At 68.9% G+C, this 14890-nt stretch carries 12 protein-coding genes; 4 read left to right on the top strand and 8 right to left on the bottom strand.

Features of this window, described 5'->3' with window-relative positions; genetic code table 11:
- The first annotated feature begins 16 nt into the window (after positions 1-16).
- Positions 17-682, top strand: coding sequence for a TorF family putative porin (locus Q8Q77_RS15570; protein ID WP_305584548.1), 666 nt, complete (start codon positions 17-19; stop codon positions 680-682).
- A 483-nt stretch (positions 683-1165) separates the two neighbouring features.
- Here the strand turns inward: Q8Q77_RS15570 and Q8Q77_RS15565 are convergent, their stop codons facing one another.
- From Q8Q77_RS15565 to Q8Q77_RS15555, 3 genes are all read right to left on the bottom strand, one after another.
- On the bottom strand, positions 1166-2383 hold the full coding sequence (locus tag Q8Q77_RS15565) for an amidohydrolase family protein (protein ID WP_305584582.1): 1218 nt from the start codon (positions 2381-2383) through the stop codon (positions 1166-1168).
- A 173-nt stretch (positions 2384-2556) separates the two neighbouring features.
- Complete coding sequence (locus Q8Q77_RS15560) at positions 2557-3630, bottom strand: alpha/beta fold hydrolase (RefSeq protein WP_305584547.1); 1074 nt, start codon at positions 3628-3630, stop codon at positions 2557-2559.
- 30 nt (positions 3631-3660) lie between these two features.
- Positions 3661-5247 carry an AMP-binding protein gene (locus tag Q8Q77_RS15555; RefSeq protein WP_305584546.1) on the bottom strand — a complete coding sequence of 529 codons (1587 nt, stop codon included), beginning with the start codon at positions 5245-5247 and terminating at the stop codon, positions 3661-3663.
- A gap of 532 nt (positions 5248-5779) precedes the next feature.
- On the opposite strand from Q8Q77_RS15555, the gene Q8Q77_RS15550 reads away from it, so the two are divergent.
- Together Q8Q77_RS15550 and Q8Q77_RS15545 are read left to right on the top strand one after the other, a co-directional pair.
- Positions 5780-7591 (top strand): ABC transporter ATP-binding protein, encoded by a 1812-nt coding sequence (locus tag Q8Q77_RS15550; protein ID WP_305584545.1) that lies wholly within the window; start codon positions 5780-5782, stop codon positions 7589-7591.
- Positions 7588-9459: an ABC transporter ATP-binding protein gene (locus Q8Q77_RS15545; RefSeq protein ID WP_305584544.1), complete on the top strand. Its 1872-nt coding sequence runs from the start codon at positions 7588-7590 to the stop codon at positions 9457-9459. The genes Q8Q77_RS15550 and Q8Q77_RS15545 overlap by 4 nt, the downstream gene beginning before the upstream one ends.
- Positions 9460-9462: 3 nt before the next feature.
- On the opposite strand, the gene Q8Q77_RS15540 is transcribed toward Q8Q77_RS15545, so the two are convergent.
- From Q8Q77_RS15540 to Q8Q77_RS15525, 4 genes are read right to left on the bottom strand one after another with little or no spacing between them, the layout of a single operon-like run.
- Positions 9463-10299: an SDR family NAD(P)-dependent oxidoreductase gene (locus Q8Q77_RS15540; RefSeq protein WP_305584543.1), complete on the bottom strand. Its 837-nt coding sequence runs from the start codon at positions 10297-10299 to the stop codon at positions 9463-9465.
- A 4-nt stretch (positions 10300-10303) separates the two neighbouring features.
- Positions 10304-11062, bottom strand: coding sequence for an N-acyl homoserine lactonase family protein (locus Q8Q77_RS15535; RefSeq protein WP_305584542.1), 759 nt, complete (start codon positions 11060-11062; stop codon positions 10304-10306).
- A complete protein-coding gene (locus Q8Q77_RS15530) occupies positions 11059-11628 on the bottom strand; it encodes a carboxymuconolactone decarboxylase family protein (protein WP_305584541.1) in 570 nt (189 codons plus the stop codon). The genes Q8Q77_RS15535 and Q8Q77_RS15530 overlap by 4 nt, the downstream gene beginning before the upstream one ends.
- Positions 11600-12262: a TetR/AcrR family transcriptional regulator gene (locus Q8Q77_RS15525; protein WP_305584540.1), complete on the bottom strand. Its 663-nt coding sequence runs from the start codon at positions 12260-12262 to the stop codon at positions 11600-11602. Before Q8Q77_RS15525 ends, Q8Q77_RS15530 begins: the two co-directional genes overlap by 29 nt.
- Positions 12263-12372: 110 nt before the next feature.
- On the opposite strand from Q8Q77_RS15525, the gene Q8Q77_RS15520 reads away from it, so the two are divergent.
- Positions 12373-14028 (top strand): M28 family metallopeptidase, encoded by a 1656-nt coding sequence (locus Q8Q77_RS15520; RefSeq protein ID WP_305584539.1) that lies wholly within the window; start codon positions 12373-12375, stop codon positions 14026-14028.
- 75 nt (positions 14029-14103) lie between these two features.
- Here the strand turns inward: Q8Q77_RS15520 and map are convergent, their stop codons facing one another.
- Positions 14104-14850, bottom strand: a complete 747-nt coding sequence (gene map, locus Q8Q77_RS15515) for a type I methionyl aminopeptidase (RefSeq protein ID WP_305584538.1) — start codon at positions 14848-14850, stop codon at positions 14104-14106.
- Positions 14851-14890: the final 40 nt, after the last annotated feature.

Below are 14890 nucleotides of genomic sequence, written 5' to 3'. Positions count from 1 at the left end.
GTTCGGAGACCCGTCGATGGTCAGGATATTCGCCGCCCTGAGCGCGCTCGCGGCGCTCGCCCTCCCGCAGCCGACCACCGCCCAGACCGCCGGCAAGCATGGCGTGCTCGTGCCCTGGATCCTGGTGGCCAGCCAGTGCCGGTTCGACGGCGTCAGCGCCTCGGACAATAAGCCGGTGTTGCAGGGTTCGCTCTACTGGTGGCGGCCGGACAAGACCTATGCCGGGGTCTTCCTGAGCCAGGTGGATTACCGCGACCCAGGCGAGACCTCCTACGAGGTCGACGTCTATGCCGGCCGCCACTTCGACGTGAAGGGGACCCAGATCACGCTGGAGGCGATGTATTCGTTCTTTCCGGACAACAGGACCTGGGGCCCGACCTACGACTTCCTGCAGACCAAGGTGAAGGCGCGCCGGACCTTCGAAAAGGTCACGCTCGCGGGCGATATCTCCTGGTCGCCGCAGTCGCCCTATGGGAGCGGCGAAGCCTGGCGGGTCGAGGGCGAGGCGGCCTATGCGCTCACCCCCAGCTCACCCTCGCCAGCAAGCTCGGCCGGCGCTGGATCGACAAGGGCCACGACCGGACCTTCTGGGAGGTCGGCGGCAAGGTCCAGGCCAAGCACGCGACGTTCGAGCTGCGCTATGTGGGCACGGATCTCAGCCGGGCGCAGTGCAGCTACCTGATGGCCGACTGGTGCTCTCCGACCCTGGTCGGGACCCTGACCCTCGAGCTGCCCTACGTGTCCGTGGGCCCGTAGCGGCGCCCTGCGCCCGTCATGAGCGCGCCGCGAGAGTATGTTCTACCTGGGCTTGGCGGTTGCGGGTGGGACGGGGCGCCGTCAACTGGCCGCGAACGTCGTGAATGCTTGAGACCCGCAAGACGGTCCGGGCCCGGATTCTCCAATCAGGCGAATCATGACGTTGTTGTTACTCAATTGACAGAACGCGTTTGGCGACCTCATGCTGCCCGGGTCTGGAGGCTCGGAGCCTTGCAGATCTGGAACGCGGGCCTCGGCCCGACGGACAGCGCGCCATGGGGGTGGTCGCGATGTCCGCGAGACAGACGGAAGGGCGGAGCGCCAACTCCGCCCTTTTGTCTTGGCCAAGCCTCCTTGAATTTAGACCATTTTCTTCGCCGAACCGGCGGCCACTTCGGCGGAAAATGGCCTACGGCTTGTGGACCACGCCGGCCTTCATCACGAAGCCGACCTTCTCCAGGACGGTGACGTCGCTGAGCGGGTCGCCCTGGACCGCGATCAGGTCGGCGGCGCGGCCGGGGGTCAAGGCGCCGATCTGGGCGCCCAGGCCCAGGTGTTCGGCGGCCACGACGGTGGCCGACTGGACCGCCTCCAGCGGGGTGAGGCCCGCCTTGACCAGCAGGGCGAACTCCCGGGCGTTGTCGCCGTGGGCCGAGACGCCGGTGTCGGTGCCGAAGGCGATCTTGACCCCGCCGGCATGGGCCCGCCGCGCCATGTCCAACATCCTGGGGCCGGCCTCGAGCGCCTTGGCCGACTGGGACGGGGTGAAGAAATTGCCCGGGCTGGCGGCGATCCTGGCCACGAAGTCGCCCGCCATCAGGGTCGGGACCAGATAGGCGCCGGACTTCTTGAACAGGCCGATGGAGGTCGCGTCGAGATATGTGCCGTGCTCGATGGAATCGCCCCCGGCCTTGAGGAAGGCGTTGACCCCGTCGCCGCCGTGGGCGTGGGCGGTGACCTTGCGGCCCATGCGGTGGGCGGCGTCGACGATGGCGGCCAACTCCTCGTCGGAGAACTGCTGGCCCAGGCCCGCGGCGGTGTTGGAGAGCACGCCGCCGGTGGCGGTGATCTTGATGACGTCGGCGCCCTTCCAGACCTGCTCACGCACGGCGCGGCGGCAGTCGTCGGGGCCTGAGCAGACCGAGCCGGGACGCAGGACGTGCATGACGTCCTCGCGGTAGCCGTTGACGTCGCCATGGCCGCCATGGACCGAGATGGCGTCGCCCGAGGCCACAATGCGGGGGCCGACGACGTCGCCCTTGGCGGTCGCCTCGCGCAGGGCGAAGATCGCCTGGCTGTCGGCGCCCAGGTCGGCGACGGTGGTGAAGCCGGCCATCAGGGTGCGCCGGGCGTATCTCGCGCCCACCATGGCCTGCACGGCCGAGGACTGGGTGACCCCTTCCAGGCGGGCGTTGGGGTTTTGCTCGCCGGTCAGGTGGACGTGGCTGTCGATGAGGCCCGGCAGGACGAAGCTGTCCTTCAGGTCCACCACCACGCCGCCAGGTTCGGAGACGTAGCCGTCGGCGATCCGCGTCACCTTGCCGTCCTGGACGACCAGGGTCTTGGCGGTCTCGATCTTGCCCGAGGCGGGGTCGACCAGCACGCGCCCAGCCTGGACGAAGGTCATGGGTCCCGCCGCCTGGGCGGAGGCGGAAAGCGCGAGGGTCGCGGCGAGCGCGACGCTCGAAATCAGAGTCTTCACGTGATCAGCCCCACTGGAATCCGGGGCCGCGCCCCGAAGTGGCGCGATCCTATGCGGGGCCGCGCGCGATGGCCAAACGATGTATCGCCGATGGATGGCTATGGCGGCGAGGACCGCAGGGCCTCGACCAGCCAGGCGTTGAACTTCGCCGGCTCCTCCAGGTGCGGATTGTGTCCCGAGCGTTCGAACCAGACGAAGGTCTTGGCCGGCGCCTGGACGCGCTCGAAATAGTCCCGGACCAGGGTGGAGCTGGTCAGGTGGTCGTGCCGTCCCGCTGCGATCAGCACCGGGACGTCGAAGCGCAGATAGGTCCGGTCCAGGTTGCGGCTCAAGAGCTGGCGCTCCAGCAGGCGGGCGCCCAGCACGCCCCCGTGCGAGGTGGCGTAGAGGTCGCGCCAGTTCGCCTCCGACGATCCGAGGCTCATCAGGATCAGGCGGGGAAGGCTCATGTCCGCGTAGGAGGCGCCGCCGAAGGCGTCGAGCCAGGCGCGCTGTACGAAGATCTCTTCGCCGGAATAGGGCGGCGGCCCGATCTCCCGGAGCTGGCGAAGCGCCTCGCCGTTCTGTCGGCGACGGGCCTGATCGACGGCGTAGGCATAGGACAGCGCCTCGGCGCGCGGCTTGTCGGCCATCTGGCCGATACCGACATAGGCGGCGACCTTCTCCGGATGCCGGGTGGCGTAGAGGACGCCGAGCATCGTGCCCCAGGAGTGGCCGACCAAGATCACCTTGTCCTGGCCAAGCCGGACGCGGAGCCGGTTCACCAGAACGTCGAGGTCGGCGACCATCTGTTCGACGGTCAGGCTTGCCGGCGCGGGCGCGTGGGGGTCGAGCGTCTGGCCGGCCAAGCGCTGGTCCCAGTAGACGACCGTGAAGGAATCTTCGAGCCGCCCGTTCAGCACGCGCAGGATCGGCGTCTCGCTGGATCCGGGCCCTCCGTGAAGCCAGATCAGGATCGGCTTGGAGGCGTCGCGGCCCCGGATGATGACAGACTGCTCTACGCCGTTGATCGCCCAGCGCTCGGCTACCGCGATGCTGCCGGCCAGCGGCCTTCCGGCCGGGCCTTCGAAGGGCGGCGTCGAGATCGGCGCGAATAGCCGCGCGGCCGCGACCGCCGCGACGAGGACGAACAGCGTGAGCCCGACCCGGACCCACCGGACGATCGTCGGCATTCTCCCCCCTCGTCGCGGCGCGCGCCGCTTCTAGATCTGCCGGGTGCGGCCTTCCCAATAGGGCGCGCGGACCTTGTTGCGCTGGATCTTGCCCGCCTCTGAGCGGGGCAGTTCGGTGACGAAGTCCAGGCTGCGGGGCACCTTGAAGGCGGGCAGGGTCTTGCGGCCGAAGTCCAGGATCTCCTGGGCGAGCTGGTCGGAGGGCTGGTAGCCGGGCTTCAGCAGGATCACCGCCTTGACCTGTTCGCCCCACTCGTCGTGCGGCACGCCGACGGTCGAGGAATCGGCAACCGCATCGTGCTTGATCAGCTCGTTGTCGACTTCCTGGGGATAGATGTTCACCCCGCCCGAGATGATGGTCTCGGCGTTGCGGCCAGTGAGGAACAGGTAGTCGTCCTCGTCGAAATAGCCGACGTCGCCCATGGTGAAGAAGCCGTCCACGCGGCTGGCGTTGGTCTTGGCCTCGTCCTTGTAATAGGTGAAGCCGCCGCCTGGCGGGAGCTGGTGATAGATGCCGCCGGCCACGCCGTTGGGCAGGTCGGCGCCGGCCTCGTCGAGGATCCGGCACTGCAGCAGCATGGGGCGCTTGCCGACGCTGCCGGGTTTCCTCAGCCATTCCTCGGAGGTGATGGTGAAGCCGGCGCCGCCCTCCGAGCCCGCATAGTATTCCGAGAGGATCGGGCCGAACCATTCGATCATGGCGTGCTTGACCTCCGGCGGGCAGGGGGCAGCGCCGTGGACGATGTATTGCACGTGGTCGACGGGGTACCTGGCCTTGATCTCCGGCGACAGGGCCAGCAGGCGCTGGAACATGATCGGCACCAGGTGCAGGTGAGTGACCTCCTGTTCCGAGATGGTCTTCAGGACCAGTTCCGAATCCCATTTGTCGATGAAGTGCAGCGGCACGCCGGCGCCCATGGCGGCGCGGACGTCGAAGGCGAGCGGAGCGGCGTGATAGGCGGGACCCGCGCAGAGCTGCACCGAGGTCTCGTGGTCGTAGCCGCGCATGGCGTACATGGCCTGGGGCGTGACCACGGCGGCGGGGCGGAAGACGCCCTTCGGCCGGCCGGTGGTGCCCGAGGTGTACATCATCGAGTTGCCCAGCACGGGATCGGGGATGTCGGACCCGTCGAGAGGCGCCAGCGCCGTGTCGTACTCGACGAAGCCGGCGATGGCGCCGCCGACGGCGAGCTTGAGCACCAGGTCGGGGCACTGCTCGGCGGCGGGGCCGACGCTGGCCACCCGGGCCTCACCGACCAGGACCTTGGCCTCGCAATCCTTGATGATGTAGGCGATCTCGTCGACGGTCAGGTGCCAGTTCACCGGCGTGAAGCGGATGCCCGAGCGCAGGGTGGCGGCCAGGACGGCCACGAACTCGGCGCGGTTGGAACAGACCAGCGCCAGGGAGTCGCCGGCCTTCAGGCCGTGCTGGCGGAAGAGGCGGGCGAGCCTGTTGGCCGCGGCGTTGAGCTGGGCGAAGGTGGTGACCCGACCGTCGGGGTCGATGACCGCGGCCTTGTCCGGATGCACCCGGGCCCAGATGGCCGTCGTCATGCCGGTCATCGAGGCCGCTTCCAGGGCCTGATCCAGGCTCACGCGCTCTTTCAAATCTTCCATCAAATCCTCCCGTCGCCACGGGCCGGAGGAACGGCGGCGCGGCTCTTTTTTCTATGGTGCGAGCCGGCGTTCGGCGGCCGGCCGACGGCGCGAAATATGCGCGCGGGCTTGGGCCTTTCCGTCTCGTAAACCCACCATGACAGGCGATGGCGGCGGCGACAACGCCGGGTGAAATCCGTACGGCGACCGGATCAGGGCAGGCGGGTTTCTACCCAGCGGTAAGCCAGGAAGCCCGCCGTGGCCGGGAAGAACAGCCGCCGGCGGCGACCGAGGCCGTTCCGGCCACCTCTTCTCCACCCGTCTTTCGGGGGGAGTGGAGGAACTGTCAGGCGCTGCAAGGGTCCCCTGTAGAATGGTGCATACGGACAAATCTTTGTTTCATCCGTGTCGTCAAATCGTGTCTGGCGCGGGCCCGCCGGGCGCCTCAAAATAAGCTCCATACTCGGACATGGAAATTGTGATGAGTGATTCCCCACCCTCTCAGCGGAGGGCGGGCCCAACTGACTCCGCCCCCAAGGTGGATGTCAGCGAGATGCCGAGGGTTCTGCAGCGCATTACGCTGCTGGCCCTGAAGTATCCGGGTCGCGTTTCGCTGGCCATCGTCTGCTCGCTGGGGTCCGCCGTGGCGAGCCTCACCTTGCCGCGCCTGTTCGGCAACGCGGTGGACCAGGCCCAGGTCCTGCTCACGGCCGGCGCCGCCCATGCGGGCGACGCCCAGGCCGCGCTTTGGGGCACGGCCCTGCTGGTGATCGCCGCGACCGTCGTGCGCGGGCTGATGACCATGGCGGCCGGCTATCACGGGGAATATGTCAGCCAGCAGGTGGGTTACGACCTGCGTCTGCGGTTCTTCCAGCAGCTCCAGCGGCTGTCGTTCGGCTTTCATGACCGCATCCATTCCGGCGACCTGATCACGCGCGGGATGCTCGACCTGGAGGGGGCTCGGGTCTTCATCCAGGGTGGCATGATGCAGGCCCTGACGCTGGCCCTGCTGCTTGGTTTCGCCAGCTATATGATGCTGTCGACCGACGTGGTCATGGGGCTGATCGGCCTGGCCTTCGTGCCGATCGCGGGCGCGGCGCTGGGGCGGATGGGCTTCCTGCTGCGGGTCACCTGGCTGCGGGTGCAGGAGCTGATGGCGATCCTGACGCTCACCATGGAGGAGAACCTGCAGGGCATCCGCGTGGTGCGCGCCTTCGCCGGCAAGCGCTTCGAGATGGCCAAGTTCGACGCCGCTTCGATGGACGCGCTGCTCTACTCCTACAAGCGCATCACCTTGCGGTTCCGGGCGGTGTCGGTGATGCAGGTGTCGTTCTACGGCTCCATGGGCGTGCTGCTCTGGTACGGCGGCCACAAGGTGATCGCCGGGACGATGAGCGTGGGCAAGCTCACCGAATTCCTCACCTACATGACCCTGCTGCAGACCCCGATCCGCCAGATCGCCATGATCTTCAACGCCGCGGCCAGGGCCACCTCGTCGGGGGCGCGGGTGTTCGAGGTGCTGGACCTGGAGCCGGAGATCGCCGACGCGCCTGGCGCGAAGCCGCTCAAGCCCACCAAGGGCACGCTGCGGTTCGACCATGTGGACTTTTCCTATGATCCCGGCGGCAAGCAGATCCTCACCGACATCAGCTTCGAGGTCCGGGCGGGCCAGACCCTGGGCATCGTCGGGCCGCCGGGCAGCGGCAAGTCGACCATCGCCAACCTGATCCCGCGCTTCTACGACATCACCGGCGGGGCGATCACCATCGACGGCCAGGACGTCCGCGACGTGACCCTCCCGAGCCTTCGCGAATATGTCGGCCTGGTGCAGCAGGAGGCGTTCCTGTTCGATAGCTCCATCGGCCACAACGTGGCCTATGCCGATCCGTGGGCCGCCGAGGACCGCATCGTCGACGCGGCCAAGACCGCCCAGATCCACGACCATATCGCCGGCCTGCCGGCCACCTACGAGACGCGGGTGGGCGAGCGCGGGGTGGCGCTGTCCGGCGGCCAGCGCCAGCGGATGAGCATCGCGCGCGGCGTGGTGCCGGGGCCCGGCGTGATGATCTTCGACGACTCAACCGCGGCCATCGATGCGGTGACCGAACGCCACGTGCGCGACGCGCTCGCCCACGCCACCCAGACCAAGGCCACCATCGTCATCGCCCACCGGCTGTCGTCGCTGATGCACGCCGACCACATCATCGTGCTGGACGACGGCAAGGTGGTGGAGCGCGGGACCCATGCGGAGCTGCTGAAGCAGGGCGGCGTCTATGCCGACCTCTATGAGCTTCAGACGCGCTCCGACGCCGAGGCCGTGCTGGACGACGCCCCGGTGCTCGAGACCGAGGAGGTCCGCGGATGAGCGACGTCACCGCCGACATCCCCTCGAACGAGGCCCCGCGCCAGCCGCGCGCCTCGCTGGGCTCCTCCGAGGGCGACGACATCTTCGGGACCTTCGACACCAAGGTCGCGCGCCGGTTCCTGACCTTCCTCAAGCCGCACAAGAAGGCCTTCGCCATGGCGGTGGCCGCGGTGCTGGTGGCCGCAGTCTCGGTGGTGGCGATCCCGGCCATGATCGGCCAGGCGGTCAATTCGGCGGTGGCCGGGGACGGGGCGAAACTGGACCGCACGCTGGTGGCGTTCGCGGGCCTCGTGGTGGTCTATTCGATCGCCTTCTTCGTCGAGCAGTGGCTGTCGGCGAGGCTCGCCCAGCGGGTGATCTTCGACATCCGCCGCAAGATGTTCGACCACTTCCAGGACGTGTCGCTGTCCTTCATGGACAAGACCCATGTGGGTCGGATCATGGCCCGGCTGCAGGGCGACGTGAACGCCCTTCAGGAGTTCCTGGAGAGCTCGACGGGCGCCATCGGCGACGTGGTGATGCTGGTGGGGATCACCGCGGTCCTGCTCTCCATGGACCTGAAGCTCGGCCTGCTGACACTCACCGTGCTGCCGATGCTGATCGCGGTGCGGGCGATCTGGCTGCCGTTCTCCAAGGCCAGTTTCCGCGAGGCGCGGGACGCCTCCTCCACCGCCAACTCGGCTCTGGCCGAGAACATCAACGGCATCCGCACTGTGCAGGAGACCCGCCGCGAGGCGGTGAACTTCGAGCTCTACAAGGAGAAGGCCCACGAGAACATGGCCGCCCAGAACGGCGCGGCCTGGATGACCCAGATCATGGTGCCGACCGTCGACGTCCTGACCGGTTTCGCCATGGCCATCGTCATCGTGGTGGGCGGTTCGGCGGTCCTGGGCGGACGGCTGGATGTGGGCGTGATGGTCGCCTTCATCTTCTATGTGCAGCGGTTCTTCGATCCCGTCCGTATGCTGTCGATGCAGTACACGATCATGCAGCGGGCCATGGCGGCGGGGCACCGGATCTTCGAGGTGCTGGATGTGTCCATCGCCATCCAGGACAAGCCCGACGCCATCCCGCTGAAGGACATCCCGGCCACGGTCGAGTTCAGGAACGTGACCTTCGGCTACGACCCCGCGCGGCCGGTGCTGCACGACATCAGCCTGACGGTGCGGCCCAAGGAGGTCGTGGCCCTGGTGGGGCCGACGGGATCGGGCAAGACCTCGATCATCGCCCTGACTCACCGGTTCTACGAGGTGGACAAGGGCCAAGTGCTGGTGGGCGGCCACGACGTGCGCGACGTGACCCTCGACAGCCTGGGCGCCACCATCGGCATGGTGCTGCAGGAGCCGTTCCTGTTCACCGGCACCATCGAGGAGAACATCCGCTACAACACCGCCGGCGCGACCACCGACGACGTGATCGCCGCGGCCAAGGCCGTCTCTGCCCATGACTTCATCATGCGCCTGCCTGAGGGCTACCAGACCAAGCTCGGCCAGCGGGGCCGCAACATCTCCATGGGCCAGCGGCAGCTGATCTCCTTCGCCCGCGCCCTGGTGGCCGACCCCCAGATCCTGATCCTCGACGAGGCCACGGCCAACATCGACTCATTCACCGAGCAGGCCATCCAGAAGGCGCTGAAGGTGCTGTTCGCCGGCCGGACCTGCATGGTCATCGCCCACCGGCTGGCGACCATCCGCGACGCCGACCGCATCGTGGTGCTGCAGCAGGGCCGCATCCTGGAGCAGGGGCCGCACGACGAGTTGATGGCCAATGCCGGGCTCTACGCCCACCTCTACACCTCGGCCCACGCCTCGTTCGACGACCAGGTGGTGGCGGCCACCGGCGACGCCGAGTTCGCGACGCGGACCTGAGTCTCAGAGGCCGCTGGCGCCGGAGTCCACGGCGAGCTGCTGGGACGTGATGTAGACGCTCTCGTCGGACATGAAGAACAGGGTGGCGTAGGCGATCTCCCAGGCGGTGGCCTGGCGGCCGAATGCCAGGTGCTCGCCCTTGCCGCGGGAAGGCCGGCCCGCCCCGGCCGTGCGGCCGTTGGGGGTGTCGACCAAGCCCGGATAGACGGTGTTGACCCGGATGCCGCGCTTGCCGCCCGCCAGGGCGCTGTGGCGCATGAGGGCCGCCAGCGCCGCCTTGGAGGTGTCGTAGGCGACCAATTGCGAGCCGGCGCGCAGGGCGGCGATCGACGAGATCAGCACGATCGGCGAGCCCGCCTCGAGCCGCTCCAGCCCTTCGCGGCAGCAGAGCATGGCTCCGCGCAGGTTGACGGCGAAGATTCTGTCCCACTCCGCCAGGTCGAAGCCGCGTAGGCCCGTCCCGCCGAAGGTCCCGACATTGTAGACCAGGCCGTCCAGGCCCCCGAGCGAGGCCGAGGCCTCCTCGAACATCCGCACCATGTCGGCCTCGACGGTGACGTCGGCCTCCACCGCCTCGGCCTCGCCGCCGGCCTCGCGGATCAGGTGGGCGGTCTCCTCGGCGCTGGCCAGGTTGGCGTCGGCCACCGCGACCTTGGCCCCCTCCCGGGCATAGAGCAGGCACATGGCCCGGCCGTTGCCGATCGGGTCGGTGGCGGCGTCGAACACCCGCTGACCGCCGCCGACCACCAGGATGCGACGCCCGGCCAGGCGGCCGCGGCCGGGGGCCTGGCCAAGGGATTCGGCGCTGGGCGGACGGGGTTTCAGTTCGGTCTGCGTCATGATCCTAGCCCAGCCTGACGGGCGCTTGGGGGATGGTCTTCCAGAAGTCTGGGTCGTGGCCGTACATGATCCGCGCGCCGCGGGCCTGCATCGCGCGGAACCGATGGAAGACGGAAAGGGCGGCGGCCTTGTCGGCGATCACCCCGGGGGCGTGGAGGTTCTCCAGGGATTCCTTGAGGTAGCAGGCGTCGCCGCACAGAATGAACTCGCCGCCCGGCGTCCTGACCCGCAGCGACTGGTGGCCCGGCGTGTGGCCGTAGGTCGGCAGGCAGAGCACCGAACCGTCGCCGAACAGGTCGTGCTCGCCGTCCACCTGCTTGAGCCTCTGGCCGGTGTCGAAGTCCTGCTTGAGGTAACCCGCGGCGCGGCCGGCGGCGAAGGCGTGGCTGACCTCGCGCCCCTGGACCACCACGTCGGCGTTGGGGACCTGGGCGTTGCCGCCCGCATGGTCATAGTGCCAGTGCGAATTGACCACATACTCCACCGAGGCCGCGTCGACCTGCATGGCCGCCAGCCGGGCCGCCAGCTCCTCGCCGGGATGGAAGTGGAAGGTCGCGTATTTCAGCCCCGCCTCGCCCATATAGCCGACCGGGTCGGTCTGGGTCTGGAGGTGCAGCCCGCTGTCGAACACCGCCCGGCCCTTGGGGTGGACGATCAGATAGGCGGGGATCGGCACGGTGATCCAACCGTCGCGGCCCTCCAGCAGGAAGCCGTGCGGAATGGTCAGGTGGCCGCAGGTGAAGGCGTAGAGCTCGACGCTCACGCCGGCGCCCCCGCCGCGCGCTGGGCGGAGTTGAACACCTTCATGCCGGCGGGCGGGTCGATCGGCGTGCAGGTCGCCTCGGTGAGCCGCGCCATGGTCATGTAGAAGCCGATGGTCAGGATCGCCTCGACGATCTCGCGGTCGGAGAACCAGCGCTTGGCCTCGGCGAAGACCGCGTCTTCGACCCGGACGGTCTCGATGACCTGGGGGCCGAAGGCCAGCAGGGCGCGCTCGGCGGCGTCGAAGACCGAGGCGGTCAGCTCGCCCTCGCCGATGGCCACGATCTGGGCGGACGGCACGCCCACGCCCTCGGCGATGGGGACGTGCTGCACCCACTCATAGGCGCCGCCCTCCAGGTTGGCGACCAGCAGGATGAGCAGTTCGCGCAGGTGATGGCTTAACTCCTGCTTGGCCAGGATCGCCCCGCCCAGCCGCATCTGCGGCACGGCGCAGGTCTCCGCATGGGCCATCATCCTGAAGATGTTCAGCTTGACCGCGGCGGCGCGCAACGCCTCACCGGCCTCGCCGGTCGCGGTGTCAGGATCGACGAGCGGCAGCCGGCTCAAGGGCGTCTCCAAGCTGGGGCGTGGCGACGAGCGCCAGGAAGGTGTCGAGGAACCGGTCGAGGGCGGCGCGGACCCGGGCGCGCGGCGAGGTCTTCGCCGGCATGATGTAGTGCTCGAGCCGAATGAAGGTCAGGCCGGCCATGAACAGCCGGGCGGTCTCGCTCGGGCTGGGCGCGGCGATCCGCCCGGCGAGGGCGAGGCCGGCGAAATAGCGGGTGACCACGCCCAACTCGTCGGAGAACAGGGCTTCAACATAGTGGGCGCGCTCCCCCTCGAACCGGTTGCGTTCAGCCAGAATCAATTCCTGGAACCGTTGCTCGCGAGGGTCTGACCACTGGTCGAGAAGGTCCTCGACATAGAGCCGGCAGAATCCGGCAGGGTCGTCCTTTACGTCGACGTAGCGCGGTCCGCGCAGGCGATCCGCCGAGCTGGCCGGGCCATATGCGTCGATCAGGGCGTGGTAGATCGCCTCCTTGCCCGCGAAGTGGTTGTAGAGGCTGCTCTCCCGCAGCCCGACCTCCCGGGCCAGCCGCCGCACCGAGGTTCCGGCGAAGCCGTGCTCGGCGAACAGCTCCAGCGCCGCCTCGAGGATGCGGGCGCGAGTGTCCTTGACGAGGGCGGGGCCAGTCTTCATGCCGTCAATATTAACGAACGATCGTTCGTTTGACAATCGCCGTGACCCGGGTGTCCGAACCTTGAAGCCGGTGTAAGGGTCGTGGCCTCGTTGTTTCCGGAGCGTCCTCCATGCGGGTCCTCGCCGCCGCCCTGCCGGCCCTGTTCGCTACCGCCGCCCAGGCCCAGGATTCAGGTCCCATCGATCCGGCGCGGCTGTCGGCGATCGTCAAGACCATGGCCTCGCCGGAGTTCGAGGGCCGCGGCCCCGGATCGCCCGGGGAAACCAAGACCATCGCCTACCTGACCAAAGAATTCGCGGCGCTGGGCCTGGAGCCGGCGGGCGAGAAGGGCGCCTGGACCCAGGACGTGGCCCTGGTGAAGTTCGAACTTCCGGGCGCCTCGACGATCTCGCTCAGCCAGGACGGGGCCGCGCGGCCCCTGGTGCGCGCCAAGGACATCTCGGTCACCACCATGCGGCCGGTCGACCGGGTGGCGATCAAGGACGCGCCGCTGGTCTTCGTCGGCTACGGCGTCACCGCGCCCGAGCGCGGCTGGGACGACTTCAAGGGCGCGGATCTGAAGGGCAAGATCGCCGTCTTCCTGATCAGCGACCCCGACTTCGAGGCCAAGCCGGGCGAGCCGGTGGCCGGGACCTTCGGCGGCCAGGCGGCGACCTATTACGCCCGCTGGACCTACAAGTACGAGGAGGCGGCGCGGCGCGGCGCCCTGGGCGCTCTGATCGTCCACGAGGCGCCCGGCGCGGGCTACGGCTGGTCGACGGTGATCGCCTCCAACGGCGAGGCCTTCGACATCGTCCGGGCCGACCCGGCCAAGGACAAGCTGCTGCTGCAGGGCTGGCTGACGCGGGAGGCGGCGGTGGAGATGTTCGCCAAGGCGGGCCTCGATCTCGAAGCTCAGAAGGTGGCGGCGCGGTCCAAGGCCTTCCAGCCCGTGGCCCTGAAGGGCGCCGCCTTCTCGGCCGACTATGCGGTGGCCCACACCCAGGTGATCAGCCGCAACGTGATCGGCAAGCTGACCGGCGCCAAGCGGCCGGACGAAAGCGTGATGTTTTCCGCCCACTGGGACGCCTATGGCCTGGGCGCGCCGGACGCCGCGGGCAAGACCGACCGGGCCGGAGCGCTGGACGACGCCATCGGGGTGGCCGGGGTGATGGAGATCGCGCGGGCCTTCAAGGCCGGGCCGCGCCCCGACCGCACCTTGGTCTTCGCCGCCTGGACCGCCGAGGAGCGCGGCCTGCTGGGCTCGGAATATTACGGCGTCCACCCGACCGTGCCGCTGGAGACCATGGCCGCGAACCTGACCATGGACGTGCTGCAGCCGGTGGGGCCCGCCAAGGACGTGGTGCTGATCGGGGCCGGCCAGAGCGAGCTGGAGGACCAGCTGGCCGCCGCGGCCAAGCGCCAGAACCGCACGGTGACGCCCGACGCCCATCCGGAACGGGCGCTTTTCTACCGCGCCGACCATTTCAGCCTGGCCAAGCGCGGGGTGCCGGTGTTGCTGCTGATGGGGCTGGGGGGCGGCCAGGACCTGATCACGGGCGGCCGCGCGGCGGGCGAAGCCTGGGTCAGCGACTACACGGCCAACTGCTACCACAAGACCTGTGATGTCTGGCGGGCCGACTGGGACCTGCGCGGCGCGGCCCAGGACGTGGCCCTGCTCTACGAGATGGGCAAGGAGACCGCCAACTCCACCGCCTGGCCCAACTGGAAGGCCAGCTCGGAGTTCAAGCCCCTGCGCGACGCCAGCGCCGCCAAGCGGAAGTAGCCTCGGGCGGTGCAGCTTCCTCCTCTCCCCCCGGAAGTCGGGTGGAGAGGAGGAAGCTGAGCAGGAGCTCTTGTCTCAGGCCAGGGTCAGGATGACCGGGCCGCGGCGGGTGGCGACCAGGGTGTGCTCGTACTGCACCGTGGGCTGACGGCCGGGCGGGGTCAGGGTCCAGCCGTCGTCGCCTTCCTCCACCCAGTCGGCGCCCAGGGACAGGAAGGGCTCGATGGTGAAGACCAGGCCCTCGTGGATGCGCCGGGTGTCGCGCGGCTCCCACCAGGTGGGGATCTCGCCGGGATCGTCGTGCAGCGAGCGGCCGACCCCGTGGCTGGCGAGGTTCTTGACCAGGGTGTAGCCGTTGCGCTCGGCGAAGGTCTCGATGGCCTTGCCGATCTCGTTGAGCCGCCCACCAGGCTTCACGGCGCGGATGCCGCTCCACATGGCGCGGCGGCCATCGCGGCACAGGCGCTCGATCTTGGGCGTGACCGGCGGCACCGCGAAGCTGGCGCCGGTGTCGCCGAAATAACCGCCCAGCTCGGCCGAGACGTCGATATTGATCAGGTCGCCGGCCGCCACCTTGCGGTCGTCGGGGATGCCGTGGGCGCAGTCGGGGCCGACGGAGATGCAGGTCGCGCCCGGGAAGTTGTAGGTGATCTCCGGCGCCGAGCGGGCGCCTTCGCGCTCCAGCATGGCGCGGCCGAGCTGGTCCAGCTCGCGGGTGGTGATCCCCGGCTCCAGGGCCTTGCCCATGGCTTCCAGGGTGCGGGCCACAAGCCGGCCGGCGGCCTTGAGGCCCTCGAGATCGTCGTCGTTTTCGATGGTCATGGCGGCCAATATGCCCGAGGCTCGGTCTCGGCCCAAGCGG

It is taken from the genome of Phenylobacterium sp. (genome assembly GCF_030698145.1).
GTDB lineage: Bacteria > Pseudomonadota > Alphaproteobacteria > Caulobacterales > Caulobacteraceae > Phenylobacterium.
This window is presented reverse-complemented; position numbering and strand designations above follow the sequence as displayed.

What these genes read in the sequence shown, in the direction of transcription:
- Q8Q77_RS15570 (WP_305584548.1), top strand. Translation starts at nt 17, where the DNA reads ATGGTCAGGATATTCGCCGCCCTGAGCGCGCTCGCGGCGCTCGCCCTC.
- Q8Q77_RS15565 (WP_305584582.1), bottom strand. Translation starts at nt 2,383, where the DNA reads ATGACCTTCGTCCAGGCTGGGCGCGTGCTGGTCGACCCCGCCTCGGGC.
- Q8Q77_RS15560 (WP_305584547.1), bottom strand. Translation starts at nt 3,630, where the DNA reads ATGCCGACGATCGTCCGGTGGGTCCGGGTCGGGCTCACGCTGTTCGTC.
- Q8Q77_RS15555 (WP_305584546.1), bottom strand. Translation starts at nt 5,247, where the DNA reads ATGGAAGATTTGAAAGAGCGCGTGAGCCTGGATCAGGCCCTGGAAGCG.
- Q8Q77_RS15550 (WP_305584545.1), top strand. Translation starts at nt 5,780, where the DNA reads ATGCCGAGGGTTCTGCAGCGCATTACGCTGCTGGCCCTGAAGTATCCG.
- Q8Q77_RS15545 (WP_305584544.1), top strand. Translation starts at nt 7,588, where the DNA reads ATGAGCGACGTCACCGCCGACATCCCCTCGAACGAGGCCCCGCGCCAG.
- Q8Q77_RS15540 (WP_305584543.1), bottom strand. Translation starts at nt 10,299, where the DNA reads ATGACGCAGACCGAACTGAAACCCCGTCCGCCCAGCGCCGAATCCCTT.
- Q8Q77_RS15525 (WP_305584540.1), bottom strand. Translation starts at nt 12,262, where the DNA reads ATGAAGACTGGCCCCGCCCTCGTCAAGGACACTCGCGCCCGCATCCTC.
- Q8Q77_RS15520 (WP_305584539.1), top strand. Translation starts at nt 12,373, where the DNA reads ATGCGGGTCCTCGCCGCCGCCCTGCCGGCCCTGTTCGCTACCGCCGCC.
- map (WP_305584538.1), bottom strand. Translation starts at nt 14,850, where the DNA reads ATGACCATCGAAAACGACGACGATCTCGAGGGCCTCAAGGCCGCCGGC.